The 24937-nt window shown below is 72.0% G+C and carries 22 protein-coding genes and 2 pseudogenes; 11 read left to right on the top strand and 13 right to left on the bottom strand.

The window, feature by feature from the left end:
* Positions 1 to 9: 9 nt before the first annotated feature.
* Together E0500_RS06605 and E0500_RS06600 are read left to right on the top strand one after the other, a co-directional pair.
* Positions 10 to 681, top strand: a complete 672-nt coding sequence (locus E0500_RS06605) for a maleylpyruvate isomerase family mycothiol-dependent enzyme (protein WP_131568697.1) — start codon at positions 10 to 12, stop codon at positions 679 to 681.
* Positions 682 to 753: 72 nt separating this feature from the next.
* A complete protein-coding gene (locus E0500_RS06600) occupies positions 754 to 1443 on the top strand; it encodes a copper homeostasis protein CutC (protein WP_131568699.1) in 690 nt (229 codons plus the stop codon).
* A gap of 3 nt (positions 1444 to 1446) precedes the next feature.
* Here E0500_RS06600 and E0500_RS06595 read toward each other — a convergent pair whose 3' ends face one another.
* Positions 1447 to 3612 (bottom strand): ATP-binding domain-containing protein, encoded by a 2166-nt coding sequence (locus E0500_RS06595; RefSeq protein WP_131568701.1) that lies wholly within the window; start codon positions 3610 to 3612, stop codon positions 1447 to 1449.
* A 389-nt stretch (positions 3613 to 4001) separates the two neighbouring features.
* Between E0500_RS06595 and E0500_RS06590 the strand changes: the two genes are divergently transcribed.
* Positions 4002 to 4196: a hypothetical protein gene (locus E0500_RS06590; protein WP_131568703.1), complete on the top strand. Its 195-nt coding sequence runs from the start codon at positions 4002 to 4004 to the stop codon at positions 4194 to 4196.
* Positions 4197 to 4222: 26 nt separating this feature from the next.
* Here the strand turns inward: E0500_RS06590 and E0500_RS06585 are convergent, their stop codons facing one another.
* Positions 4223 to 5866, bottom strand: coding sequence for a DNA repair helicase XPB (locus tag E0500_RS06585; RefSeq protein WP_131568705.1), 1644 nt, complete (start codon positions 5864 to 5866; stop codon positions 4223 to 4225).
* Positions 5867 to 6082: 216 nt separating this feature from the next.
* Between E0500_RS06585 and istB the strand changes: the two genes are divergently transcribed.
* Positions 6083 to 7435, top strand: a complete 1353-nt coding sequence (istB, locus tag E0500_RS06580; RefSeq protein WP_131568707.1) for an IS21-like element helper ATPase IstB — start codon at positions 6083 to 6085, stop codon at positions 7433 to 7435.
* Here the strand turns inward: istB and E0500_RS06575 are convergent.
* Together E0500_RS06575 and E0500_RS06570 are read right to left on the bottom strand one after the other, a co-directional pair.
* Positions 7413 to 7634: a hypothetical protein gene (locus tag E0500_RS06575; RefSeq protein WP_131568709.1), complete on the bottom strand. Its 222-nt coding sequence runs from the start codon at positions 7632 to 7634 to the stop codon at positions 7413 to 7415. The genes istB and E0500_RS06575 overlap by 23 nt on opposite strands.
* A 200-nt stretch (positions 7635 to 7834) precedes the next feature.
* Positions 7835 to 10506, bottom strand: a pseudogene (locus tag E0500_RS06570) (helicase-associated domain-containing protein).
* A 371-nt stretch (positions 10507 to 10877) separates the two neighbouring features.
* Here E0500_RS06570 and E0500_RS06565 point away from each other — a divergent pair.
* The gene (locus tag E0500_RS06565; protein ID WP_131570402.1) at positions 10878 to 11984 is read left to right on the top strand and encodes a hypothetical protein; all 1107 of its coding nucleotides are present in this window, start codon (positions 10878 to 10880) and stop codon (positions 11982 to 11984) included.
* 22 nt (positions 11985 to 12006) lie between these two features.
* Here E0500_RS06565 and E0500_RS06560 read toward each other — a convergent pair whose 3' ends face one another.
* Both E0500_RS06560 and E0500_RS06555 read right to left on the bottom strand, forming a co-directional pair.
* Positions 12007 to 13017 carry an iron chelate uptake ABC transporter family permease subunit gene (locus E0500_RS06560; protein ID WP_131570416.1) on the bottom strand — a complete coding sequence of 337 codons (1011 nt, stop codon included), beginning with the start codon at positions 13015 to 13017 and terminating at the stop codon, positions 12007 to 12009.
* A gap of 44 nt (positions 13018 to 13061) precedes the next feature.
* Entirely contained in the window at positions 13062 to 14057 is a 996-nt protein-coding gene (locus E0500_RS06555; RefSeq protein WP_131570404.1) for an iron ABC transporter permease, read from the bottom strand.
* 178 nt (positions 14058 to 14235) lie between these two features.
* On the opposite strand from E0500_RS06555, the gene E0500_RS06550 reads away from it, so the two are divergent.
* Complete coding sequence (locus tag E0500_RS06550; protein ID WP_131570406.1) at positions 14236 to 14868, top strand: HAD family hydrolase; 633 nt, start codon at positions 14236 to 14238, stop codon at positions 14866 to 14868.
* Here E0500_RS06550 and E0500_RS06545 read toward each other — a convergent pair.
* Positions 14847 to 15164 (bottom strand): hypothetical protein, encoded by a 318-nt coding sequence (locus tag E0500_RS06545; protein WP_309504978.1) that lies wholly within the window; start codon positions 15162 to 15164, stop codon positions 14847 to 14849. The two genes, E0500_RS06550 and E0500_RS06545, sit on opposite strands and share 22 nt — an antisense overlap.
* Positions 15165 to 15370: 206 nt before the next feature.
* Here E0500_RS06545 and E0500_RS44875 point away from each other — a divergent pair, with 206 nt between their 5' ends.
* A complete protein-coding gene (locus tag E0500_RS44875) occupies positions 15371 to 15754 on the top strand; it encodes a cold-shock protein (RefSeq protein WP_131570408.1) in 384 nt (127 codons plus the stop codon).
* A 134-nt stretch (positions 15755 to 15888) separates the two neighbouring features.
* Here E0500_RS44875 and E0500_RS06535 read toward each other — a convergent pair whose 3' ends face one another.
* The 4 genes from E0500_RS06535 to E0500_RS06520 form a co-directional block, all read right to left on the bottom strand.
* Positions 15889 to 16785 (bottom strand): 1,4-dihydroxy-6-naphthoate synthase, encoded by an 897-nt coding sequence (locus E0500_RS06535; RefSeq protein ID WP_258572645.1) that lies wholly within the window; start codon positions 16783 to 16785, stop codon positions 15889 to 15891.
* The gene (locus E0500_RS06530) at positions 16769 to 17527 is read right to left on the bottom strand and encodes a futalosine hydrolase (protein WP_131570410.1); all 759 of its coding nucleotides are present in this window, start codon (positions 17525 to 17527) and stop codon (positions 16769 to 16771) included. Before E0500_RS06530 ends, E0500_RS06535 begins: the two co-directional genes overlap by 17 nt.
* On the bottom strand, positions 17497 to 17970 hold the full coding sequence (locus E0500_RS06525) for a DUF2771 domain-containing protein (protein WP_131570412.1): 474 nt from the start codon (positions 17968 to 17970) through the stop codon (positions 17497 to 17499). Before E0500_RS06525 ends, E0500_RS06530 begins: the two co-directional genes overlap by 31 nt.
* Before the next feature lie 169 nt (positions 17971 to 18139).
* On the bottom strand, positions 18140 to 19576 hold the full coding sequence (locus E0500_RS06520; protein ID WP_131570414.1) for an MFS transporter: 1437 nt from the start codon (positions 19574 to 19576) through the stop codon (positions 18140 to 18142).
* Positions 19577 to 20205: 629 nt separating this feature from the next.
* On the opposite strand from E0500_RS06520, the gene E0500_RS06515 reads away from it, so the two are divergent.
* Complete coding sequence (locus E0500_RS06515) at positions 20206 to 21132, top strand: DUF3027 domain-containing protein (RefSeq protein ID WP_131569327.1); 927 nt, start codon at positions 20206 to 20208, stop codon at positions 21130 to 21132.
* Between the two features lie 136 nt (positions 21133 to 21268).
* Here the strand turns inward: E0500_RS06515 and E0500_RS06510 are convergent.
* Positions 21269 to 22122, bottom strand: a pseudogene (locus E0500_RS06510) (DMT family transporter).
* Positions 22123 to 22294: 172 nt separating this feature from the next.
* Between E0500_RS06510 and E0500_RS06505 the strand changes: the two are divergent.
* Together E0500_RS06505 and E0500_RS06500 are read left to right on the top strand one after the other, a co-directional pair.
* Positions 22295 to 23170, top strand: coding sequence for a helix-turn-helix transcriptional regulator (locus E0500_RS06505; protein ID WP_131569325.1), 876 nt, complete (start codon positions 22295 to 22297; stop codon positions 23168 to 23170).
* Positions 23167 to 23376, top strand: coding sequence for a DUF397 domain-containing protein (locus E0500_RS06500; RefSeq protein WP_131569323.1), 210 nt, complete (start codon positions 23167 to 23169; stop codon positions 23374 to 23376). The genes E0500_RS06505 and E0500_RS06500 overlap by 4 nt, the downstream gene beginning before the upstream one ends.
* A gap of 21 nt (positions 23377 to 23397) precedes the next feature.
* Here the strand turns inward: E0500_RS06500 and E0500_RS06495 are convergent, their stop codons facing one another.
* On the bottom strand, positions 23398 to 24306 hold the full coding sequence (locus tag E0500_RS06495) for an NAD(P)-binding domain-containing protein (RefSeq protein WP_131569321.1): 909 nt from the start codon (positions 24304 to 24306) through the stop codon (positions 23398 to 23400).
* A gap of 87 nt (positions 24307 to 24393) precedes the next feature.
* Here E0500_RS06495 and E0500_RS06490 point away from each other — a divergent pair, with 87 nt between their 5' ends.
* Positions 24394 to 24762, top strand: coding sequence for a helix-turn-helix domain-containing protein (locus E0500_RS06490; protein WP_131569319.1), 369 nt, complete (start codon positions 24394 to 24396; stop codon positions 24760 to 24762).
* Positions 24763 to 24937: the final 175 nt, after the last annotated feature.

Here is a 24937-nt window from a genome sequence, read left to right as displayed (position 1 = left end):
CGTGGCCTCATGACTACTGTTGGCGCACACGACGAACGGGACCCGGAACTCCCCGGCCGACTGCTGACGGCAGAGCGGGACGTGCTGATTCCCCTCCTGCGGGGGCGCCCGGAGGGGGACTTCGCGGCCGGGACCTGCTGTCCGGGCTGGACCGTGCGGCACGTACTCGCGCACTGCTCGGCCGCGTTGTCGCGGGTGGTGGAGAACCGGTTCGAGGAGGGGGTCTTCAGCCCGGAGTCGAACGACCGCGACATCGCCGAGCGGGACGGCTGGCCGGTGGCGCGGATCGTGGACGAGCTGGAGCGGGGCATGACCGAGGCCGGGCCGGTGATCGCCGGGGCAGGCGGCGCGCTGGACGGGATCGCCCTCGGGGAGTGGGTGCACGCGGGGGACGTACGTGACGCATGGGGCGTACCCGGCGCGTACGGGGGAGGCCAGGTGGAGCCCGCCCTGGAGCTGTTGGCGTGGCTCAGCCGTGAACGGGGGCACCTCGCCCTGCACGCCGACCTCGACGACGTGGACGAGCCGCTGCTGCTCGGTGCGCCCTCCGGGGAGCGGTCGCCCGCCCGCTACCTCGGCGACGCGGCAACCCTCGTACGGCTGTACTCGGGGCGCCCGTTGGCCGGGGCGCGGTACGAGCTGGCGGGAACGGTGGAGGCCGATCTCAACCTCTTCGGCTGATCCGCTGATCCCCCGTACTCTTGAGATTGGACTAGACCTGTACCAGCTGGGGAATCCACGGGAAGGGGTCCCATGACCACGCGTGCGCTCCTGGAAGTGATCGCCCTCGACGTCGAGGACGCGGTCGCCGCCCAGGCCGGAGGGGCCGACAGGCTGGAGCTGGTCACCGACATGGGCGCGGACGGCCTCACGCCGGAGGTCGGGACGTTCGCCGAGGTCAGGGCGGCCGTGGACATCCCGGTGCGGGTGATGCTGAGAGCGGCGGACGGGTTCGCGGCGGGGGACGTGGACGCGTTGGTTCGGGTCGTGTGGGACATGCGCGCCGCCGGGGCCGACGCGTTCGTGTTCGGTTTCCTGGACGAGGTCGGTGGGCCCGATCTCGGTGCTGTGGAGCGGCTGGTGGCGCAGTTGGACGGGTGCCGGTGGACCTTCCACCGGGCCGTCGACCGCGCCGCCGACCGCGACGCCCTGCGCAAGCAGCTCGCGGATCAGCCAGGGCTCGACACGTACCTGACCGCGGGTTCCGTCGAGGGCGTCGACGCCGGGCTGCCCGTCCTGCTCACCGAGGCCGCCCGGCGTGGCGAGCCCGGCTACACCCAGCGGCTCATGGCGGGCGGCGGCCTCCGCCTCGACCACGTCCCGGAGCTGCGTGCGGCCGGCGTCGACGCCTTCCACATCGGGGGCGCCGCCCGCCCGGGAGGCTGGAGCGCACCGGTCGCCGCCCGTGCCGTACGGGAGTGGCGTACGGCACTGGACACCTGACCATCACGCGAGTTGTGGGGGCAGCCCTGCCGCGTGCGTCACGATCAGGCCCGACACCGCACGGGTCAGCGCCACGTAGAGGCGGCGCAGGCCGGTGCGTTCGTCGGGTTCGCCGTCGACGACCGCCCGGGGCTCGTCCAGGACCACGTAGTCGTACTCCAGGCCCTTGGCCAGCGAGGCGGGGACCAGGGTGAGGCGCCTCTCGGGCGTCGTCTCCTCGCCGGGGTCGAGATGGGCGATGCCCGCCGCCGAGAGCGCCTCGGTGAGGGCGGGGACGCGGGCGTCGGCGGCGATGAGACCGACCGAGCCCTCCTGGCGCAGCAACTCCTCGCAGGCGGCGACGACTTGGGCGTCCCCGTCGTCGCCCTCGTCCCCGTCGGTACCGGGCGTGATCGTACGGAGCTCGAAGAACCCCGGGTTCTCGCGGACCGACGCCACCGGGGCCAGCCCCGGCGCGATGTGGGGAAGCAGACGGGAGGCGTACGTGATCACGTCCGTGGGGACGCGGAAGCCGGCCGTGAGCTCCTCGACGACGGCGTCGCCCTTGCCGAGGTGGGCCAGCGCCTCCTCCCAACTCCGCGTCGCCCAGGGCGTGGTGCCCTGTGCGAGGTCGCCGAGCACGGTCGCGGACCCGGTGGTGCAGCGGCGGCCCACCGCGCGGTACTGCATGGGGGAGAGGTCCTGCGCCTCGTCGAGCACGACATGGCCGAGCGAGTGGGTGCGCTGGACGAGGTCGGTCGCCTCGTCGATCAGTACGGCGTCGGCCGCGGACCACTTGGCCGACTTGACGCTCCGGGCCGGCCTGGCCCACAGGATCGTCTTCTGCTCGTCGTCCGTGAGGACGCCGTCCGCGTGCACGGCGAGGTAGTCCGCGTCCGCGAGGAGGCGCAGCACCAGTTTCGCGGGGTCGACGGGCGGCCAGATCGCCTTGACGGCCGCCTTCACCGCGGAGTTGCGGGCCACGGCATCCTGGACGCGGTCGTCCGGCGCCTCGCCCGAGCGCTCCATCTGGACGAGCACCGCGTGCGCGATCCGCTGGGGCAGAGCCTCGCGGGCGGCGCCGTAGCGCATGTCGCGCTCCAGCAACTCCCGGACGATGTCTTCGAGTTCGTACGCCGGGACGCGCCAGCGACGCGAGCCGCGCACCACGACCACCTGCTCGGTGGGCATCGTGACGTGCGAGCGCATGGCGCGGCGCAGCACCTCCGCCATCCGGGCGTCGCCCTTGACGACGGCGGCGGCCGCGTCGTCGGTGCCGCGCACCTCTACGTGTGCCACGAGGTCGTCGACGGTTGCCTGTTTCACCTCCAACTCGCCCAGCGCGGGCAGCACCTGCTCGATGTAGTGGAGGAAGGAACGGTTCGGTCCGATGACGAGGGTGCCCGTGCGGGCGAGGCGCTCGCGGAAGGCGTAGAGCAGATACGCGACGCGGTGCAGGCCGACGGCCGTCTTCCCGGTGCCCGGACCGCCCTGCACACAGACCGTGCCCGCCAGCCCGCTCCGTACGATTTCGTCCTGCTCGGGCTGGATGGTCGCCACGATGTCGCGCATCGGACCGACGCGCGGGCGCTCGATCTCCTGCTGGAGCAGCTTGCTGGTGGTGGCCGCCTCTGCGGGGTCGGACAGGTGCTCGTCCTCGTACGCGGTGAGGTCGCCGCCCGTGTAGCCGAAACGGCGGCGCAGGCCGATGTCCATCGGGTCCCGCTTGGACGCCCGGTAGAACGGCTGCGACACGGGCGCGCGCCAGTCGATGACCATGGGGTCACCGGCGGCATCGTGTACATGACGGCGCCCGATATGCAGTGTCTGATAAGCAGCCTCCGGCTGCGGGCGCTCCCCATCCGCACCCTCGGCCTGCTCGGCGCCCGGAGCGTGGAGGTAGTCGAGGCGGCCGAAGAACAGCGGCGTGTCGCTGAGGTCGGCGAGGGCCTTGATGCGCTCGCTGATCTGGTGCTGGAGAGCCTCCGCGTTCACCCAGTTCGCGGTGACGTCACGGATGTCGAGCGACTCCACGTCCTCCCGCATGGTCCGGAGCGCGGCCCGGGAGGAGGAGAGGTGGGCGCGTTCGCGGGCGAGCGGATCGGTGGGATCGGCGTTGGCGGGTCCGGAGGTGCCGTGGACGGCCCTCGGGTCGTCGGGGCGGGCGGGATCGGCGGACTGGGTGGACACGAGTTCTGCCTCCGGGCGTGACGGCGTGGCCGACCGGTGGCGCGGGGCGTACCGCGGGCGCGTGACCGGTCGACTGCCGTGTGTGATGACGCGGGAACGTGTGGCTGTGCCGTCCGGTTTCCGTCCGGGCGGCAGCACTCCGAAAGGGAGGCGGGCAAGAGCGGAGATTGTAGGGGAGACGAGGGCGCGGCGGCGAATGGATTAATTGCGCCCCCGGGCTCGGAACTCCGATGGGCTCGGGGTTCGGATGCCGTATCCCTAGGGATCTTTAGGGGATCGCCTCACCTCAGAGGCGTACGGGACGGCAGACCTGAGAGGGATCGAGCGGCCGAGAAGATTCCCTCCCCGGACCGACGCCATTCGGGGGGCAACGATCGCATCATGGACATATGAGTGCAGCGACCTTCTCCCCGATTCCCTCCCGGCACGGTCCGCCGCCCGGAGCGACCGCCGTCGAAGACGGCCACCACCACCGCCACTGGCTGGGCGACGCGCTGCGTGCGATCAAGGTGTTCGCCGGCGCCGCTTTCGAGGTGGCCGTGCTGGGTGAGTACACGGACGAGGCGGGCGTACGCCGCCGCTGAGGCGACGCCCGCTTCCGTGACCGAGCTCAGCTCTCCGTCAGGAGTTCGTCCGCGTCCACGATCCGGTACGCGTAGCCCTGTTCGGCCAGGAAACGCTGGCGGTGGGCCGCGAAGTCCTGGTCGATGGTGTCGCGGGCCACCACGGAGTAGAAGTGGGCCTGGTGGCCGTCCGCCTTGGGGCGCAGGACGCGGCCGAGGCGCTGCGCCTCCTCCTGCCGTGACCCGAACGTGCCGGACACCTGGATCGCGACCGTCGCCTCCGGCAGGTCGATCGAGAAGTTCGCGACCTTGGACACCACCAGCACGCTGATCTCGCCCTCACGGAACGCGTCGAAGAGCTTCTCCCGCTGGGCGTTGCTGGTCTCGCCCTTGATCACCGGAGCGTTCAAGTGCTCGCCCAGCTCGTCGAGTTGGTCGATGTACTGCCCGATGACGAGGATCTGCTGCCCGGCGAAGCGGCGCACCAGCGCCTCCGCCACCCTCCGCTTCGTCTCGGTCGTCGCGCAGTAGCGGTACTTCTCCTCGGTCTCGGCGGTCGCGTACGCGAGCCGCTCGCGGTCCGTGAGGTTGACCCGGACCTCCACGCAGTCGGCCGGCGCGATGTACCCCTGCGCCTCGATCTCCTTCCACGGCGCGTCGAACCGCTTGGGCCCGATCAGCGAGAACACGTCCGACTCGCGGCCGTCCTCCCGTACGAGCGTCGCCGTCAGCCCGAGCCGCCGGCGCGCCTGAAGATCGGCGGTGAACTTGAAGACCGGCGCGGGCAGCAGGTGCACCTCGTCGTAGACGATCAGGCCCCAGTCGCGGGAGTCGAAGAGCTCCAGATGCGGGTAGATGCCCTTCCGCTTCGTCGTCAGCACCTGGTACGTCGCGATGGTGACCGGGCGGATCTCCTTCCTCGTCCCGCTGTACTCGCCGATCTCGTCCTCGGTCAGCGAGGTGCGCCGCACCAGCTCGTGCTTCCACTGCCGGGCGGAGACGGTGTTCGTGACGAGAATGAGCGTGGTCGCCTTGGCCTGTGCCATGGACCCGGCCCCGACCAGCGTCTTGCCCGCGCCACAGGGGAGCACGACCACCCCCGAGCCGCCGTGCCAGAAGTTCTCCACCGCCTGCTTCTGGTACGGGCGCAGCGCCCAGCCGTCCTCGGCCAGCTCGATCGGGTGCGCCTCGCCGTCCACGTACCCGGCGAGGTCCTCGGCCGGCCAGCCCAGCTTCAGCAGCACCTGCTTGATCTGCCCGCGCTCGGAGGGGTGCACGGCGACGGTGTCCGGGTCGATCCGGGCGCCGACCAGCGGGGCGATCTTCTTCGACCGCAGGATCTCCTCCAGGACCGGCCGGTCGGTGGTGGTGAGGACGAGTCCGTGGGCCGGGTGCTTGGCGATGGTCAGCCGGCCGTAGCGGTCCATCGTCTCCGCGACGTCCACCAGCAGCGCGTGCGGCACCGGGTACCGGCTGTACTGCACCAGCGCGTCGACGACCTGTTCGGCGTCGTGCCCGGCCGCGCGCGCGTTCCACAGGCCGAGCGGGGTCACGCGGTAGGTGTGGATGTGCTCGGGAGCCCGCTCCAGCTCCGCGAACGGCGCGATCGCCCGGCGGCAGTCGTCGGCCTGCTCGTGGTCGACTTCGAGCAGGAGGGTCTTGTCGCTCTGGACGATGAGTGGACCATTCACGCGCGGCTGCCTTTCAAGGTGGCACTGCTCGGCCAAACGTCAAGTGTGCCCGATCGCGGGTGCGGGCCGGCAGGGATCGGGGTGACGTCCGCGTCACGTCGTATGGGATGTCTATCCACTCCAATGAGTGGCCGGAATTCGGATATACGGCACTGAATGCGCAGAATGGCGAACCGTGCAGGTCACAGCCCGTGCCGTAGCCCTGGAGTGAGCCCCTTGCCCGGTCGCAGCCAGTCCCTCACGTCCCCAGCCTCCCCGACGACAGCGACGCTCGGGTACGCCCTGTTCGCGACGCGCTGGCTTCAGGCGCCGCTGTACTTCGGGCTCGTGGCGGCCCAGGGCGTCTACGTCTACAAGTTCTTCAAGGAGCTGTGGGGTTTAATTCTCCGCTGCGTGACAGGGCAGGCGACCGAGACGTACGTGATGCTCGCGGTCCTCAAACTTGTCGACGTCGTCATGATCGCGAACCTGCTGATCATGGTGATCGTCGGCGGCTATGAGACCTTCGTGTCGCGCATCGGCCTCCAGGGCCACCGGGACCAGCCCGAGTGGCTCTCCCACGTCAACTCCAACGTACTGAAGGTCAAGCTCGCCACCGCCATCGTGGGCATCTCCTCCGTCCATCTGCTCCAGATGTTCGTGGACGTCCACCACACCTCGCGCCACGCCCTGCTGTGGGGCACGGTGATCCACATGGCCTTCATCGTGTCGGCGGCGATCCTGGCGTACATGTCGGGGCCGATGGCGATGCGCGCGGACCAGGCACACAAGGAGCGCGCGGAACAGCACGGGCACGGCAACGGGCACGGCAACGGGCACGGGGAGCCCGGAGTGCGCGGTGAGCACCGGAGCGCCGGGCACGAGCTCTCGATGCCGCCCGCGCCTCCCGCGCCTCCCGTGCCGCCGGCCGACGTACGGGGTGCGGGAAGGATCGCCCCGGTCCCGGTTCCCGCCCAGGCACAGCGCACCCCGGCCGCGTACGAGACGGGCGCCGAGTCCCGGATCCGTGCCGCCGGGTTCCCGTTCCGCAAGCTGCTGGAGGAGTTCGACGAGGACCACCCGCGCTCGTTCGACCGGGAGACCGTGGCCCGGCTCGGCAAGCTGGACTTCGTCACCGCCCGGCGGAACGTCGTGTTCGTCGGCGCCCCCGGCACCGGCAAGACGCATCTCGCGACCGGACTCGGCATCCGCGCCTGCGAGGCCGGTCACCGGGTGCTGTTCGCGACCGCCGCGGAGTGGGCCGCCCGGCTGTCCGCCGCCCGCGCCGAGGGCCGGCTGGCCGAGGAACTGACCGCGCTCGACGCCCACGCCGTGCTGATCGTCGACGAGGTCGGCTACGCCCCCTTCGACGCGGACACGGCCCACCTCTTCTTCCAACTCGTCGCGCACCGCTACGAGCGCGCCTCGCTGATCGTGACCAGCGACCGCCCGCTCGGCCGCTGGGACGAGGTCTTCGGCGGCGGAGCCGCACCGGCGATGGCCGACCGGCTCGCCCACCACGCCGAGGTCGTCCGGCTCGAAGGGGACAGCTACCGCACGCGGCGGGCTACTTCGGCATGGGCAGAGTGAGGTTGTTGATGAGCGGTCCCTCCACGGTCACCAGCGGCTCGCCGACCGGGAGGGGCAGCGGCAACGGCGCCTGAGCCGCCGCGGCAGTGGGAGTGAGCACGCTGAGCGCGATGATCACCGTGGAGGCGAGGACGGTGGTGCGGGTGCGGGTGCGGGTGCGGGTGCGGGTGCGGGTGCGGGTGGAGGGCTTGAGGCGCATGGTGCGTCGGTGCCTTTCGGTGCTCGGGGCGCGAAGTGCCGGGCGGAGTGCCAGGCGGAATTCCGAGGAGTGGGTGCCCGGCGGCTCGCGCCACGATGCGTGGTGCTCCGGAACGTCCGTCGTGCGGGGGAACCGCGCGGCGTGGCGCGCATGCAGCGGTGCGTACGCCCGGACGGAGGACGCGCGCCCGTCGAGCCGGCCTATCGCGCGTCGTCGGCCAGCTCCGCCACCCCGGTCACCCGGTGCAGCGGATACGTACGGACGTCGTCCGCCGTGTGGTCGTACGCCGTGACGAAGCCGCCCTCGACGCGGATGGGGGCGATGACCCGCTGGCTGGCGCTGCCCTCGGCGTTGACGTAGCCGATCCAGAGGGCCTCGCCGGTGAGGACGGCGGCCTGCATGGTGGCGAGGGTCTCGGCGGAGCTGGTGCGGGGAGGGAGCCGCCCGGGGCGGGGGCCGTCGCCCTGCGGGGAGCGGTGGAGGCGCGGTCGCCCGCGCGGATGGCGCGGAGGGCGGCCGTGAGGAGGGTGTCGTCCGGGGACGGGGGACCCTCCGGGACCGGTTCCGGAGCCGTGCGCGGCGGGGTGCGGTGGGCGTGGGCGCGGGTGATCAGGACGTCGCCCTCGGCGGACTCGGCGGCCGGGGCGTAGCCCAGGGAGCGCAGGCCGTCCAGGAGGGCGGCCGGGTCCGTCTGGGCGGCCAGCACGGTGGGGGCCAGACGGCGCAGACGGAGGGGCGCGGAGCGTTTGTCGGCGAGGATCTCGCCCAGGATCGTGTCGTCGTCGCAGCGGACGTAGGCGGAGGCCGCGCCGACGCGGAGGTGGCCGTGTTTGCGGGCCACGTCGTCGATCAGGTACGCGAGCGGCTGCGGGACCGGGGTGCGGGAGTGGGCCGTCAGGAACGCCTGAAGGTCGGAGGCCGAGCGGCCCGCGTCCAGGGCTCGGCGCACCGAGGCCGGCGTGAAGCGGTAGACGGTGGCCCCGCCCTTCGACTCCACGTCCGCCAGCACGTCGAGCGTGTCGGCCAGCGGGCGTTGCAGCGGGCCGGGCGCCACCGCCGTCAGGTCCGCCTGGAGGAGGACGTGGTCCAGCGGTTCGGGGAGCAGCGGGGTGAGGAGGCGGGCGGCGTGGAGGGCGGCCGCGGCCTGCTCGGCCGCGCCGAGGGGCTCCAAGGGGACTGCGGGCGTGTGCTGGTGGTGCGCCGGGAGCTTGTCGCCGGGTTCCGCGGGCAGGTCGGCCTTGTCCGCTGGGGTTCCCGTGGGCAGGCCGAGCAGTGCCCGGCCGTGCGAGGACAGGGCGCCGCGGCCCGTGACGCCCATCATCTCCGCCTCGGACAGTGCCCACTGGGCGAGGCGGGAGCGCAGGTCGTCCGCGGGGCTGTGCGTGTTCTGGGCGCGCTGGGCACCTTGGACACCTGGGGTGCCTGGGGCGCGGGTGCCTGGGGTGTTCTGGGGGCTCTGCGTGGTGGGTGAGGTCTGGGGGTACTGGGGAGACTGCGGGCCGCGTAGGGGGCGTTCCCAGCGCAGGCGGGCCAGTACCGAGTCGGCCGTGGGCGACGTGCCCTCGGGGAGACCCGCCAGCAGGGCGAGCACCCGGTAGCGGACCTCCGGCGCGGCCGACCGGTCCAGGCCCGGGCCCAGCGCGGACAACATACGGTCCTTCGCGTCCCGACCCCCGACCAGGCCCGCCGTACGGGTCGCCGTCAGCCACGCCGTGGCCAGGCGGGTCCAGCGCTCGGCGATGGGCAGCTCCAGCCACTCGTCGTACGCGGGAGTGGCGGCGTACCGCTCGTCCGCCTCGCCGTCGGACGCCAGCAGGCCCGCCGTGTAGGCGAGTTCGGCCCAGAAGGCGGCGATCGGCTCGGGCACGTCCAGGGCCGCCGCGGTCCGCTTCAGGTCCCGCACGCTCAGGCCGCCGGCCCGCAGCACGGCCGGACCGCCCTCGTCCCAGTCCTTCAGGAGCTCCTCGACGGTCATGAGCGCCGTGTACGCCTGCCCGGCCGCCGCGGCGTCCACAGCCTGTGGACGGTGGGTGGCGGCGGCCTCCATGGGCGGGGCCAGGGGTTCCGTCTCCCGGTGCGCCCGGCCGTCCCGCAGGTGCAGGGCGACCTCGCGGGGCAGGACGACCGTGCCGGGCGCCGTCGGCAGCAGCAGGCCGCGGTCCAGCAGCCAGCGCAGATGGGGTGCCGGGTGCGCGGTGACCTGGCCGTAGGGCGGGCCCCAGACCAGTCGGGTGAGCACGTCCAGCGACTCGGCGGGGGCGGCCGAGAGGAGCGCGGTCATGCGGGTGCGGTCGGTGAAGAGGGCGCTGAGGGACGCCATGGCCGAGACCGAGTCATGCGTGCTGGGGAGACCGGCCGTGGTGAGGATCTCCTGGACGCGGCCCGGTGACATGCCGGCGGTCGCTTCGGCGACGGTCGGGCCGAGGCCGGTGGGGGACGGGTGCTGCGGGGAGGGGGCGAGCAGTTCGCGGGCGGTGCGGACCAGGCGCAGGCAGTCGTCGGGGCCCCAGATCAGGGCCTGCTCGCGGAGTGTGCCGAGGGCGCGGGGGAGGGCCGCGGTGACCGCCTCGTCGGGGGTGTCGCCCGCCATGAGGCCGAGGAGCGCGTCGTACGGTGCCGGGTCGGGGGCCACGGCCAGGGCCTGGGCGGTCTGCAGGGCGAAGTGGTCCAGGCGTTCCAGGGCGCGGACGACCGAGGCTCGGGTGCCGGCTCGGGTGGCGAGTTGGGTGAGGTCCGTGGGGACGGGGGTGATGAGGTCGGGGCGGGAGCGGAGGAGTGCGGACAGGGAGTGGTCGTCCCTCGTGCGGAGGGCTTCCGCCAGGGAACGGGGGGCGCCCTCGGGGGTGCGGTCCGGTTGCTCCTCGGTGCTCATCCGTTTCACGGTACCGGGTGCGCTTCGGGTGCCGTGGGTTGTGAGGGTGCCGTTGCGTCGGGGCGCCGTCTCTTTGGGGCTGCGCCCCAGGCCCTCTTATCAGCGGCAGCCCCATGATGTCGTGTGAATCTGCGGGCCGTCTGTGGCTGGTCGCGCCCGCGCGGCGGAGCCGCATATGGGCACAGCCCCGCGCCCCTTTTGAGGGCTGCGCCCCCACGCCCCCGATCTGTCTGTGGCTGGTCGTGCCCGCGCGGCGGGGCCGCATGTGTCGGCACAGCCCCGCGACCCTGGTGGGGCTGCGCCCCATCATCAGGGGCGCGGTAACGTCTGCGGTGCCGCTTCCGTAACGCACGCGCCCCGGAGGGGACTTCGTGGGGATTGAGAGTGACCAGGTCGTCTTCGAGTATCTGAGCCGGGTCGGTGACCTGGCCCAGCAGCGGCAGTTGCCGTCATCGGCCCGGATGCGGCTCGTGGCGGAGTTGCGGAACGAGATCGACCAGCGCCGGGCGAAGACGCCGGTGGACAGTCCGGCCGCGGTGCGCCGCATCCTCGCGCGTCTCGGTACCCCGGACGAGGTCGTGGCCGCCGCGGGTGGCCAGGACAGCGGGGCGGCGGGGCCGGTGGAGCACCGTCCCGCCGTACCCGTACAGCGGGAGAGCGAAGCGGAGGACCGGCCCAAGGGGCTGCGCAGGGTCGTGCCCCGGCCGCGTCCCGCCGAGCCTCCGCCGGCGCAGGCCCGGGACGCCGGGCCCACCCCGCCGCACCTCGCCGGACTCGACGAGCTCGGCGACAGCGCCGGACAGGCCGACTGGTGGCGGGTGGACGACCATCCCCTGGCCCGCCCGCAGGGCGGTCTGCACGGGAGCAACTTCGATTTCGGCGAGAGCGTGCCCGGGTTCGTCGGCGGTGTGGAGATCCCCGAGCTGCTGAAGCCCCCTCCGGAGAAGTCGCCGAAGTCGCCGGAGTCCGATGGGTCCGAGAAGAAGGACGGCAAGGACGGCGCGGTCGGTCTGGAGAAGACGGCCGAGGAGAACAGTGCAGAGGAGAAAGGGGGATCCGGGGGCGAAACCGGCGGCGGGCGTACCCGTCGGCGTGTCCTTCCCCGGCTGCGTCCCGGTCGTCCCGGTGGTCGTCCTGGTGGTGGCTGGAACAACCCGCTGCTCCTCCTCGCCGCCGCACTGCTCGTCGCGGGCGCCGTCATGGGCAGTCTCGTACCTCTCGCCCTCGGCTGGCTGATCGCCTATCTGTCCCGCCGTCTCACCCAGAACGAGTCCAAGTGGGCCGTCCTGGGCGTCCCCGGAACGGTCGCCGCCGCCTGGGTCGTCTGGCTGTGGGGGCGTACGGACGGCAGGTGGGGCGACCCCATCGCCGAGGGGCACATGAACGACGCGGTCACCGAGACCTGGCCCTGGGTCCTGCGCGCCGCGGCCGTCGCCTCCGCCCTCTACCTGCTCTGGCGTTCCCAGCGCCCGCGGTAGGGCCGGTGGAGCTCCGGCCCGGTCACGCCCCGCCTCCCGCCGTGCGCACCGTACGGCTGCGGATGATCAGCCAGATCAGGTACGGCGCCCCGACCGCCGCCGTCAGCACTCCCACCGGCAGTTCCGTGGGGGAGAAGAGGCGGCGGGCCAGCAGGTCCGCCAGGACCACGATGAAGGCTCCCAGCAGCGCCGAGCAGACGAGGGGGATCTGGGGCGTGCGCGTCAGCCGGCGGGCGATCTGGGGGGCCAGCAGGGCGACGAAGTCCACCGGGCCGGCCGCTCCCGTCGCCATGGAGGCCAGCACCACGCCCAGGGCCACCAGACCGAGCCGTACCCGCCCGAGACGTACGCCCAGCGCGACCGCCGTGTCGTCGTCCAGGCCGGCCGTCCGCTGCGCCCGGGCCGCCCACACCACGGCGGGCAGCAGGAGGAGAAGCGCCCAGCCGAGGGGCCCCGCCTCGGCCCAGCCACGGCCGTTCAGCGAGCCCGTCATCCAGATCTGTGCCTGCTGGGCCACCAGGTAGTCGCCCTTGGTCATCAGCAGGGTCGTGACGGAGCGCAGTGCGATCGCGCAGCCGATGCCGATCAGGACGAACCTGGTCGCCTGCAGGCCGCCGCGCCAGGCCAGCACGTACACGAGTACGGCCGCCAGCAGACCGCCCGCCACCGACAGATACGGCAGGACCGTGTACGACGTCACTCCGAACGTCATCGCCGCGACCGTCACCGCGCCCGCGCCCTGACTGATCCCGATGACGTCGGGGCTGGCGAGAGGGTTCCGGGCGACCGTCTGGATCAGGCCACCCGCCACGCCGAACGCGGCCCCGACCAGGAGGCCCACCGCCAGTCGCGGCTCCCGCAGCGTGCCCACGACCAGCTTGGCAGAGGAAGGCTCGCCGGTGAGGACTTTCAGAACCTCTCCCGGGGGTACGAACCGCTCGCCCACGCACAGGTACGCCAGGCTCGTCACCGCGAGCAGCGCGGTCAGTGTCAGGGCCACCACCGTGGCCCTGCGGTGCAGGAGGACGGACATCCGGCCTGCCCGTACGGCCGTGTATCCGGCCGAGTCCAGGACGCTCACGCGGCCACCGCCCTGCCGCGCACCAGGAACACCAGGAACGGCACCCCGATCAGCGCGGTCATCACACCCGCCGGTACCTCCGCCGGCGGGAACAGCACCCGCCCGATCGTGTCCGAGAGGAGCAGCATCGTCGGCCCGAGCAGTGCCGACAGGGGCAGGATCCAGCGGTGGGCCTGGCCGACGAGGGCGCGGGCCAGGTGCGGGACGGCGAGGCCGACGAACGCGAGCGGGCCGGCGGCGGCCACGCCCACACCGGTCAGGACGGTGGCGCCGAGCCCGGCCACGACCCGTACGGTCGCGACCCGGTGCCCGAGCCCCCGCGCCACGTCGTCGCCCAGCGCGAGTGCGTCGAGCCCGCGGGCCACGGACAGCACGAGCAGGGCCCCCGGCAGCAGGAACGGCCACACCTGCGCCGCGAGCTCCGCGTCCCGCCCGGCCAGCGAACCCACCTGCCAGAACCGGAACTCGTCCAGCGCCGACGCCCGGGTGGTCAGCACCGCCGAGGTCACGGACACCAGCAGCGCGTTGACCGCCGCTCCGCCCAGGGCCAGCTTCACCGGGGTCGCGCCGCCCCGCCCGCTCGACGCGATCGCGAACACCACGACCGAGGCGATCCCCGCGCCCGCGAACGCGAACCAGACGTAACCGGTGAGCGTGTGCACCCCCGCGAACGCGATGGCCAGCACCACACCGACCGCGGCGCCCTGGCTGACACCGAGGATTCCGGGGTCGGCGATGGGGTTCCGTGTGATGCCCTGAAGGGCCGCTCCGGCCAGCGCGAGCCCCGCCCCGACCATGAGCCCGACGAGGGTACGGGGCAGCCGCAGGCTCCGTACGACGTCGGCGGCGGCGCTGTCCCCGCCGTGCAGCAGCGCGTCGAGCACCGCCGAGGGAGCCAGCGCGCGGGCACCGACCGCGAGGCTCAGCAGCACCGCGAGGCCCAGCGCGACGACGGCCGCCGTCATCACGAGGACGCGTCGGGCGGCGGGCATGGGCGGGCTCCGGGGTGAGGGAAGGCAGTGAGGGAAGGCAAGGCTGGCCTGAGTCTATGGGTGGGGTGCGCGGAGCCGGTGCGGGGGTGTGCGGAGGCCGTGCGGGGGTGTGCGTCCCCCCACTGCCTCGGGTGTGGGCCGGGGATCGGCGTCACCCGGGCTGGGCACAATGGCCCATATGGCCTTTACGACCTCTCCCGCGCTGACCATCGGCTTCGACCTCGACATGACCCTGATCGACTCGCGCCCCGGCATCCACGCCTGCTACCAGGCACTCTCCGCCCGCACGGGCACGTACATCGACGCCGACCTGGCGATCACCCGGCTCGGGCCGCCGCTGGCGGAGGAGCTGGCGAACTGGTTCCCGGCCGATCAACTCGCCCCCATGGGAGATCTCTACCGTGAGATGTACCCCACAGTCGCCATCGCGGCGACGCCCGCGCTGCCCGGCGCCCGCGAGGCGATCCGGGCCGTCCAGGACGCGGGCGGCCGGGCGATCGTCGTCACCGCCAAGTACGAGCCGAACGCCAAGCTCCACCTGGAACACCTCGGTATCGAGCCGGACGCCGTGATCGGTGACCTGTGGGCCGAGCAGAAGGCCCTGGCGCTGCGCGAGTACGACGCGGCCGTGTACGTCGGCGACCACACCGGAGACATACGCGGAGCGCGCGCGGCCGAGGCGTACTCCCTCGCCGTGGCCACCGGACCGTTCGACGCGGAGGCGCTGAGCGCGGCGGGCGCGGACGCCGTCCTGCCGGACCTGACCGCGTTCCCGGCCTGGCTGGCGAGCTACCGCGAGGCGGCGGCCTGACGTTCGCCCGAGCTGCCCGCGGCGCCCGTGCTGCCCGAGCCGCCGGTGCCGCCCACGCGGCGGGCCCGGCGGCGGCCCGCCGCGATCGACTTCAGGACGCCCGCCCCGGCGATCAGGAATCCGACGCCCATGAGCATGCTCAGCCCGAACATGTACGTCGGGAAAGGCGTCGTTCCCAGGAACAGTGGGGCCAGGGTGACGAGTGTGGCCACGGCACCGAGGAAGAACACGACGGAACCGGCACGGATCAGCCGGTCGCCGGGTTCGGCGGAATTCGTTTGGGTTTTGTCACGCACCGGACCAGGGTAGTTCCCAGCGCAAGGGAACAGCCGGGTGACGTCTTGTCACCGGGCCCCCGAGCATTAGCCTTGGTACCGGCGGGTCCCCACGACCCGCTGTAGTGCTATACAGAGCAGTTTCCGCACACCCAGAACACGCCCGGAACACACCGAGCACACTTTTCCGACGCAGTTTCCGACGAGCAACGAGGACGAGGACAGACGTGCCTACCGGCAAGGTCAAGTGGTTCAACAGCGAGAAGGGCTTCGGCTTTCTCTCCCGCGACGACGGCGGCGATGTCTTCGTCCATTCCTCGGTTCTGCCCGCCGGAGTCGATGCTCTCAAGCCGGGCCAGCGAGTGGAGTTCGGCGTCGTCGCGGGCCAGCGCGGTGACCAGGCGCTTTCGGTGACCATCCTGGATCCGACGCCCTCGGTCGCGGCCGCCCAGCGCAAGAAGCCCGACGAACTGGCCTCCATCGTCCAGGATCTGACGACCCTTCTTGAGAACATCACACCGATGCTGGAGAAGGGCCGTTACCCCGAGAAGACCTCCGGGAAGAAGATCGCGGGTCTGCTGCGCGCGGTCGCGGACCAGCTGGACGTCTGAGCCCCTTTTCGGGAATCGGACGTCGACGTCCGACCCGCTTACGGGAAAGCGAGCACCTGCGGGCCGAGGGGCGGAAGCCGGCCCCTCGGCCGCCGCGCGTCCGCCCTGCCGCCGACGGATTTCCGTGGGCGTGATCAGGGAAAGTCCAGGGCGCCGGGCCCGAGCGCCGGCACCAGCCCTTCCGCCGCCGCGCGCGTCAGCAGTCCCCGAACGGCCGCGTAGCCGTCCTCGCCGAGGTCGGCCGTGAACTCGTTGACGTACAGCCCGATGTGCTGGTCGGCGACCGCCGGGTCCATCTCCTGGGCGTGTTCCAGGACGTACGGGCGGGAGGCCTCCGGGTCGTCCCAGGCGGCGCGTACGGACGTACGGAGCGTCTCGGCGAGCAGGTGCAGCGTCCGGGTGCCCAGGGAGCGCTTGGCGATGATCGCGCCCAGGGGGATCGGCAGCCCGGTCGTGCGTTCCCAGTGCTCGCCCATGTCGGCGAGCTTGTGCAGCCCGTAGTTCTGGTACGTGAAGCGCGCCTCGTGGATGACGAGCCCCGCGTCGACCTTCCCGTCCCGCACGGCCGGCATGATCTCGTGGAACGGCATGACCACGATCTTCCCGACCCCACCGGGCACCGTGTCCGCGGCCCACAGGCGGAACAGGAGATACGCCGTCGACTTCTCGCTCGGTACGGCGACGGTACGGCCGGCGAGTTCGACGCCCGGCTCCCTGGTGAGCACGAGCGGCCCACAGCCCCGGCCGAGCGCGCCTCCGCACGGCAGCAGCGCCCACTCGTCGAGAACGTACGGCAGCACCGCGTACGACACCTTCAGCACGTCGAACTCGCCGCGCTCGGCCATGCCGTTGGTGATGTCGATGTCCGCGAACGTCACGTCGAGCGCTGGTGCGCCCGGCACACGGCCGTGGGCCCAGGCGTCGAAGACGAAGGTGTCGTTCGGGCAGGGCGAGTAGGCGATGTTCAGAGGGCCAGGTTCGCGTGGCTCACGTGGCTCACGTGGCTCACGGGGCTCATTCAGCGCGGTCATGTGAAGTCCAACTCTCCAGTACGGGCGCGAGCTTCCCGAAGCCCTCGGTGAGCGCGGCCAGGGCGTCCCCGATGCGCCAGGCGGCCCGGTCGCGGGGGCCGACGGGGTTGGAGACGGCCCGCAGCTCCAGTACGGGCGTACCGTGCGCCGCGGCGGCCTCGGCGACCCCGAAGCCCTCCATGGCCTCGGCGAGGGCGCGGGGGTGGCGGGCGCGGAGCTCGGCCGCGCGCTCGGCGCTGCCGGTCACCGTCGACACGGTCAGTACCGTTCCGACGCGTGCTCCGGTGGCGGCCGCGGCCTCTCGTACGAGTGATTCCGGCGGACGGTGGTGGACGGTGCCGAAGCCCAGTTCGGTGACGGGGAGGAAGCCGTCGGGCGTCTCGGCGCCCAGATCGGCGGCCGTGACGGTGTCGGCGACGACGAGGGAGCCGAGGGGCGCGTCCGGCGGGAAACCGCCCGCGATACCGGCGGAGACGACGAGGCCGTAGGGCGTGCCGCGCAGGGCCGCCGCGGTGAGCGCGGTGGCGGTGGAGGCGGCGGCCAGGGCGGGACCGACGCCGGCGGCGAGGAGGTCGTACCGGTCGCCGACGCGGTGCAGCGTCACGCCGGGAAGCGGCACCTCATGGGCCTGAGTCCCGAACGCCCTGGCCACCGCGTCCCTCTCGGCCGGGACCGCTGTGGCCACGAGCACGCGCGGCCCAGGGGCAGTGATCAGGCGTCCTTCGTGAGCTTGAAGGACCACAGCCCGGTGACGTTGGTCTCGCCCTGCTGGATGGAGACGACCGTGGTGTTGCCCTGGGCGCCGTACTGGGCGTTGAAGAACACGCTGCCCGGGACCGTGCGGTACGTCTTCGTGCTGGTGTCGGTCAGCGGCTGACCGTTCATGAGGATCGTCCAGCCCTTGTCCGCGATGTTCGGGTCGACGCCGAAGCGGACCGTCTCGTCCGGGTCGACCTTGATGGACTTGATGTCCTTGCTCTTCAGGCACTTCGCGAGCTCGGCGGTGGGGACGGCCTTGCCGTCGTTGTAGCAGTCCGTCTCGGAGCTCACCGAGTTCGTGCCGACCGTGACGGTGGCCATCGGGGTCGGCTTCTCGCAGGCGGACAGGACGAGAAGGCCGGCGGACACGGCGCCGAGGGTGGCGACGGCGCGACGTCGGCGGGCTTCGGAACGCAGGGAGGTCATGGCCGAAGGCTATCTGGCATGTCCAGGGGCCTTTCCATGAGGGGTATGCGGCATGCCGGACGGTCCGCGGTATGCCGAACGGTCCGGCCCGCACGCCGGACGGCCCGCCCCGTATGCCGGACGGCCCGCCCCGTATGCCGGACCGTCCGCCCCGTATGTCGAACGGTCCTCAGGCCACCCGCGCTCGGGGCGCGCCCCCGTGCCGGGCGGAGGAGAGCAGTCCGCGCACGGTCGTGATCCATCCGGTGCACACGATCCCGGCGGCCACGGAGAGGCCGAGGACCCCGTTCAGGGGGAGGGCCATGGCGATGGCGCCGCCCAGGACCCAGGACATCTGGAGCAGCGTCTCGGAGCGCGCGAACGCGGACGTGCGGACGAGCTCGGGGACGTCCCGCTGGATCAGCGCGTCCAGCGACAGCTTGGCGAGGGCCTGCGCGAACCCGGCGACGGCGGCCAACAGGGCCACCATGACGGCCCCGAAGAGGGCGGCCGCCGTGATCGCGATGCCCAGCGCGAAGGCGACGACGGTCACGATGATGATCTCGGGCGCGCGGGCCTTCAGCCACGCCCCCACGGCCGTACCCAGCGCGTTGCCGGTTCCCGCCGCGACCCCCACTATCGCGAGCGAGACAGCGGCGCTCTGCCCGGCGATCGGATGCACCCGCAGCAGGAACGCCAGGAAGAAGATCAGGAATCCGGAGAGACAGCGCAGCGAGGCGTTGGCGCCGAGGCCGTGGGTGACGGCGACCCCGACGGTCCGCAGACCCGGCCGCTTCAGCGCCCTGTCGCGGCGCGGCCCGTGCAGGTGCTCGGCGTCCGCCGCGAGCAGCGCCGTGGCCTCGCCCTTGGCCGAGTCGACCTTGGGGGGCAGCGAGAAGGACAGAAACGTACCGACGACGAAGATCACGAAAGCGCCGTAGAGCGGCCACCGGGGCCCGAGGGAGTGCAGCCCCGCCGCGATCGGCGCGGCCACCCCGGTGGCGAGCAGCCCGCCGAGCGTGACGCGCGAGTTGGCCTTCACGAGCGAGAACCGGGGCGGCAGCAGCCGCGGTACGACGGCACTCCTGACGACCCCGTAGGCCTTGGACGCGACCAGCACGGCCAGGGCGGCCGGATACAGCTCCAGACTTCCCGTGACAACGGCACCGGACAGCAGCAGCGCGAGCAGGGCGCGGGCGAGCATGGCCCCGGCCATGGCGGCGCGGCGGCCGTGGGGGAGCCGGTCGAGGAGGGGGCCGATGACGGGGGCGAGCAGGGCGAACGGGGCCATGGTGATGGCGAGGTAGAGCGCGACGCGGCCCCGGGCCTCGTCGGTGGGCACGGAGAAGAACACCGTGGACGCCAGCGCCACGGTGATCATGACGTCCCCGGCGCCGTTGACCGCGTGCAGCTCGATCAGCTTCCCGAGCCCGGACTCCCCGGCCCCCTGCGCGTGCGTGACCTTCCTGATCCCCCGTGCCGCCCCGGTCACGGGGAAGTGCAGGGCACGCCCGACGGAACGGACGGCTCCGGTCACCCGGCCCGATCCGCCACTCCGGCTGCTCCCCTTGTTCACCTTGGCCCCACCGATCTCGGTAGCACCCTGGAACGACCTCGCGGCTGCCACTCCGTCATAGTGCCCCGAGTCGGGGCCGGGTAGTGCGGTAACGGCCCGGACGGCCTCCGGCGGGTCGCACCCCGCCGAAGGGGCGCGGGGCTGTGACCTTGTGCGGCTCCGCCGCGTGAGCGCGATCAACCACGGATGACCAGCAGTCGACGCACGGGATGGTGGGGCTGGGGCTGATGGGGGGTTTGGGGCGGAGCCCCATAAAGGGGCGCGGGGTTGTGCCGATATGCGGCTCCGCCGCGTGGGCGCGACCAGCCACAGACAGATCGGGGGCATGGGGGCGCAGCCCCAAAAGGGGCGCGGGGTTGTGCCCATATGCGGCTCCGCCGCGCGGGCGCGACCAGCCACAACCAACCCGCAGATTCACACGACATCACGGGGCTGCCTCGGATAAAGGGGCCCGGGGCGCAGCCCCGGAAAAAGGCCCCCAGGGCGCCCGCCTCGCAGGGTCACCGCGCCCTCCCGCACAGCCGGTGCCACGCAGTGCCTCCGCATAGCGCAGAATGGATGACGTAAGTGCGTCCGAGCGCGGTCGCACGGACGTCGACGCGGCCCACTGGTCCGCTCCGTCCGCGCCCCCCGCCAAGGGACCGCGCACGTTGAGACGGCGTAGGAGAGAAGCGATACCTGTGAGCGCAGCGACAACGCGAAGCCGGACCCCCGACCGCCTGTGCGCGGAGGCCGTCGACCTCGCCCGGGCCGCCGCCGAGGAGGCAGCCGCGCCCGGTGTCGTCGGCGAGCACGCGGGGCTCGTCTCCGAGGGGGACCGTGTTGCCACGCACTACTTTGAGTGCAAGGAGCTCGGCTATCGCGGCTGGCGCTGGGCGGTGACGGTCGCACGGGCGTCGCGCGCGAAGATCGTGACGCTCGACGAGGTCGTCCTGCTGCCCGGCCCCGACGCCCTCCTCGCGCCCGAGTGGGTGCCCTGGAGCGAGCGTCTGCGCCCCGGTGACATGGGTCCGGGGGATCTGCTGCCCACCGACGCCGAGGATCTGCGTCTGGAGCCCGGTTTCTCCGGCGAGGACGAACCGGCGCCGAACGCCGCGGTGTCCCACGACATGGCCGAGCTGGTGGAGGCGGAGGACGCGGAGGTCACCGCGGGGGTGCCGGCGAACCTGCCGATCGCGCCCACGCGCGGTTCGATCGCCGCGGTCGCCGAGGAACTCGGCATGCGCCGGGCCCGGATCCTCTCGCGGTACGGGCTGCACAGCGCCGCCGACCGCTGGGAGGAGACGTACGGTCCCAAGACGGCCATGGCGCAGGCGGCGCCGGCGTCCTGTGTGAGCTGTGGCTTCCTCTCGCCCATCGGTGGTTCGCTGGGGCAGGCGTTCGGCGTGTGCGCGAACGAGTTCTCTCCGGCGGACGGGCGGGTCGTGTCCTTGTCGTACGGGTGCGGGGGGCACTCGGAGGCCGCGGTCATGCCGAAGCCGCCGCGGCCGGCTCCGCCGGTGATCGACGAGACGAGGGTGGACCACTTCCCGCTGCGGCCGTCTCCGGACTCGGGCTCGGTACCGGTGACGGCGGACGAGACGTCGGCGGAACTGGGCCACTCCTAGCCCGGGGGACCCGGGGGACGCGCCCGCAGTTCAAGTGGCACTCGCCGCCGCTCAGGCCGCCGCTCAGGGCGCTTGCGCCCAGGCCCGTTCCGCCAGGCCCGTTCCGCCAGGCCCGTTCCGCCCAGGCCCGTTCCGCCTAGGCCCGTTCCGTTGAGGCGTCCTCCGTGTCGGCCCCCGTCACGGGGGCCTCTCCGAAGCGGGCCAGGGCCAGGGCCGCCGTCACCGCCAGCGCGAAGCCCAGCACCGCGAGCCAGGTCAGGCCCTCGCGGGTGCGGTCGCCCAGCCACACCACGCCCACCGCTGCCGGGCCGATCGTCTCCCCGATCACCATCCCGGCGGTCGCTGTCGTCACCGAGCCGCGCTGCAGGGCCGAGGTGAGCAGCAGAAAGGCGGCGCCCCCGCCGAGCAGCAGGGCATAGGTGGCCGGGTTGGTGAACAGGGCCGCCGGCGCCAGGTCGTCGATCAGCCGCACCGCCACCTCCACCACCCCGAACCCGAACCCGGCGCCCAGCCCCAGCAGCAGCGCCCGGCTCCGCCCCCGCAACCGCCCCCGACCGTCCCCAGCAGCAGCACCCCCACGGCCGTCGCCGCCATCGCGTACTTCAACGCCATCGAGCCGTCCCGATGGCCCTCCGTCCCGGAGGCCAGCCCCAGCATCGCCAGCCCGGCGCACACCACCGCCACAGCAGCCCACTCCACCCCGCTCAGCCGCACTCGCAGCAACCGCGCCGCGACCACCGCGGTCACCGCCAGACTCGACGCCAACGCCGCGCCGACCGCATAGATCGGGATCGACCGGAGCGCCGCGATCTGCAACAGGAACCCGAGCCCGTCCAGCCCCAGCCCGGCCAGGTACCGCCACTGCCGCAGCGCCCGCAGCAGCAGCGCCGCGTCCCCGCCCCCACCGGTGCCCGCCGCCTGGCGCGCGGCCATCGCCTGCAACACGGTCGCCGTACCGAAACAGACTGCCGCGCCCAGGGCGCACACCATTCCAAAGGCCACGAATCGACTGTAGGGGAGCGGGAAATCCCGGGGCCCGATCCGAGCCCACTCTGCATCGCGTCACTCAGTGCGGCGATCCGCGTTTACTGTGAAAAGTAACTCAGTGCGTACATTATGTGACTGTCCGGAGTCTGTCCGGTCCGAGGGGGAGGGGTATGCGGTGACGATCGAGACAGAGGCAGGTCGGCTCAAGAGCGAGGCGGACGAGCCCGGTTGGGAGGTGGATCCGGACGACGAGTGGGGCGTGGCCGTCATCACCACCGTGGGGCGGCAGCTGAAGCTGCGGCGGGAGGCGGCGGGGATGCGGACCGCCGAGTTCGGGTCGGCGGTCGGGTACGGCGAGGGCATGGTCCGCAAGATCGAGGGCGGGAAGCGGATCCCACGGCAGGACTACCTGAACACGGCCGACGAGGTGTTGAAGGCCGGTGGGCTCATCGCGGCGACGTGGGAGGACGTGAAGAAGGTCCGGTATCCGAAGAGGGTGCGGGAGCTGGGGAAGTTGGAGGCCCAAGCGGTCGAGATCGCTCTGTACGAGTGCCACATCATCGCTGGGCTGTTGCAGACGCCGGAGCACGCACGCGCCGTGATCGGGGCAGCGCAGCCGCCGTACTCGCCGGACGACGTGGAGCGCATGGTGGCGGCTCGCTTGGCTCGACAGTCGGTCTTTGAACGCGACCCGGCCCCGGCGCTCAGCTTCGTCCTGGAAGAGGGGGTCCTGCGGCGTCCCATCGGGGGCACAATGGCGTGGCGTCAGCAGCTCGAACGTCTGCTGGAGGTAGGGCGGTTGCACAACGTCGTGCTTCAGGTGATGCCGATGAACTGCGACACCCACTCGGGCCTGGACGGTCGGATCGAACTGCTGAAGTTCCCGGACGGTACGGCGGTGGGACGCTCCGACGGTGCGTTCAACGGTCGGCCCACCTCCGAACCCAAACACCTGCGCATCCTTGAGCTGCGGTATGGCACGATCCGGGCTCAGGCGCTCTCGCCACGGGGATCGCTGGCCTTCATCGGACAACTGCTGGGGGAAACATGATCCGCAAACCCACCGCCGAGGACGCTTCCGAACTGGCGTGGTTCAAGAGCAGCTACAGCGGCGGAAATGACGGCAACTCCTGCGTTGAGCTCGCCGTCACCCCCGGCACCGTCCACGTCCGCGACTCCAAGGACGTCGAAGGCCCCCGGCTCACGTTCGCCCCGGACGCGTGGGCGCGCTTCGTGCCGTGCGCGGCCGAGCGCTGATCGCATCTGTCTCGTGCCGGGTCAGCGCGGGTCGCGTATGCCGTCGATGATGCGGGTCCAGTGGTCACCACCGTGTCCGTCTTCGATCGCGCGCCGATAGTGCGCCTGGACGGCCTCCGGGAGAGCGAGGTCGAGGCCGAGTGATGCGCTGGTGTCGACGATGTGGTCGGATGTCGCGCCCATCATCGTGACGGTGCTGAGGTCGCCCGGATGCTCCCCGGCATCCAGCGCAGCGCCAGGAGTTTCCTCGCCCGCTCTCATGATCGCGCCGATCGAGTCAGCGAGGGAGAGCAACTCCGGCAGGGCCTCCCGGGCCTTGATCCCGACACTGCCCAGCATCGCGGTTGCGTGCATCAGTCCGGACAGGCTGGTGAGGAACACCGCGAGCGCAGCTTGGTACATCATCTGGGCGAGGCCCGGATCTTCGCCCAGATATTTCGGTGTGCCGAGCAGTGTCAACGCCGCCCGGTGACGTTCCAGTGCCTCGTCGGGGCCGCTGTAGTAGACGTAGGCCGCCTCCGTGCCGATCATCGGCGCCGGGACCATGACACCGCCGGTGAGGAAGGTGGCGCCGTGGCCTGCTGCCCAGGTGCTTGCCGTGCGGGTCCGGTCGGGGGTGTCCGAGCTCAGGTTGACCAGCGTCCGGCCGGCGAGTGATCCGGAGACGCTGCCCAGGATGTCGTACATCGCCTGGTAGTCGGTGAGGCTGAGGATCACCAGATCGCTCGCTTCGACCGCCTCGGCCGGTGTGGCCGCGCGTGTTGCTCCGTCGGCGACGACTCCGTCCGCTCGGCCGGCGGTGCGGTTCCAGACGGTGACCGGGTGGCCGGCGGCGAGGAGGGTGCGCGTCATGGCCTGGCCCATCGGGCCGAGCCCGATGACGGTGACGGGGTTGTCCTGTCCTGGGAATGGGGTGTGTTGTTCGTCCACCCCTCCATGCTCGAAGCGCGCCACTATTCTCGGAAGTACCCACTAAATACTGCGGTACTTACCTTTTCGTAAGTGAGGAGATCAGCGATGGCCAAGGCGCCGAGATGCGGGCCCTACATCTGTGGCATCGACGCCGCGCTCGACGTCGTGAGCGGCAAGTGGAAGGGGCTGATCCTCTGGGAACTCGACGCCCATCGCGTACGGCGCTTCGCCGAACTCCGTCGTGGTCTGCCGGGAGTGAGCGAGAAGATGCTGACCCAGCACCTGCGCGAAATGGAGCAGGACGGTCTCGTACACCGGAAGGTCTATGCCGAGGTGCCGCCCCGGGTCGAGTACTCCCTGACCGAGCACGGGCGCACGCTCAATCAAGCACTCGAGCCGCTCGGTGCCTGGGGTGTCGAGCGGATCCGTCGTGAAGGTTCCGAGGTGGTCGACACAGCCAAGGCCTCACACTGACAGGCGTCAGGGCTGCTGGCCGTGCGCCGCTCCACAGCGGCCGGTCCCGCGACAACGTGCTGCCCCGCAACAGCCAGTGGTCCTCCAGGGCCTGCACGAGGGGCAGCACTGCTCACCGCAAGTCTGCTCACCGCAAGCTTCGGTTCGGCTCCGTTGCGGCCACCGGCATGTAGTC

Source organism: Streptomyces sp. KM273126 (genome assembly GCF_004337435.2).
Lineage (GTDB): Bacteria > Actinomycetota > Actinomycetes > Streptomycetales > Streptomycetaceae > Streptomyces > Streptomyces acidicola.
This window is presented reverse-complemented; position numbering and strand designations above follow the sequence as displayed.

Coding starts and splice junctions, on each gene's coding strand:
- E0500_RS06605 (WP_131568697.1), top strand. CDS start 10: ATGACTACTGTTGGCGCACACGACGAACGGGACCCGGAACTCCCCGGC.
- E0500_RS06600 (WP_131568699.1), top strand. CDS start 754: ATGACCACGCGTGCGCTCCTGGAAGTGATCGCCCTCGACGTCGAGGAC.
- E0500_RS06590 (WP_131568703.1), top strand. CDS start 4,002: ATGAGTGCAGCGACCTTCTCCCCGATTCCCTCCCGGCACGGTCCGCCG.
- E0500_RS06575 (WP_131568709.1), bottom strand. CDS start 7,634: ATGCGCCTCAAGCCCTCCACCCGCACCCGCACCCGCACCCGCACCCGC.
- E0500_RS06560 (WP_131570416.1), bottom strand. CDS start 13,017: ATGTCCGTCCTCCTGCACCGCAGGGCCACGGTGGTGGCCCTGACACTG.
- E0500_RS06555 (WP_131570404.1), bottom strand. CDS start 14,057: ATGCCCGCCGCCCGACGCGTCCTCGTGATGACGGCGGCCGTCGTCGCG.
- E0500_RS06550 (WP_131570406.1), top strand. CDS start 14,236: ATGGCCTTTACGACCTCTCCCGCGCTGACCATCGGCTTCGACCTCGAC.
- E0500_RS06535 (WP_258572645.1), bottom strand. CDS start 16,785: ATGACCGCGCTGAATGAGCCCCGTGAGCCACGTGAGCCACGTGAGCCA.
- E0500_RS06525 (WP_131570412.1), bottom strand. CDS start 17,970: ATGACCTCCCTGCGTTCCGAAGCCCGCCGACGTCGCGCCGTCGCCACC.
- E0500_RS06500 (WP_131569323.1), top strand. CDS start 23,167: ATGATCCGCAAACCCACCGCCGAGGACGCTTCCGAACTGGCGTGGTTC.
- E0500_RS06490 (WP_131569319.1), top strand. CDS start 24,394: ATGGCCAAGGCGCCGAGATGCGGGCCCTACATCTGTGGCATCGACGCC.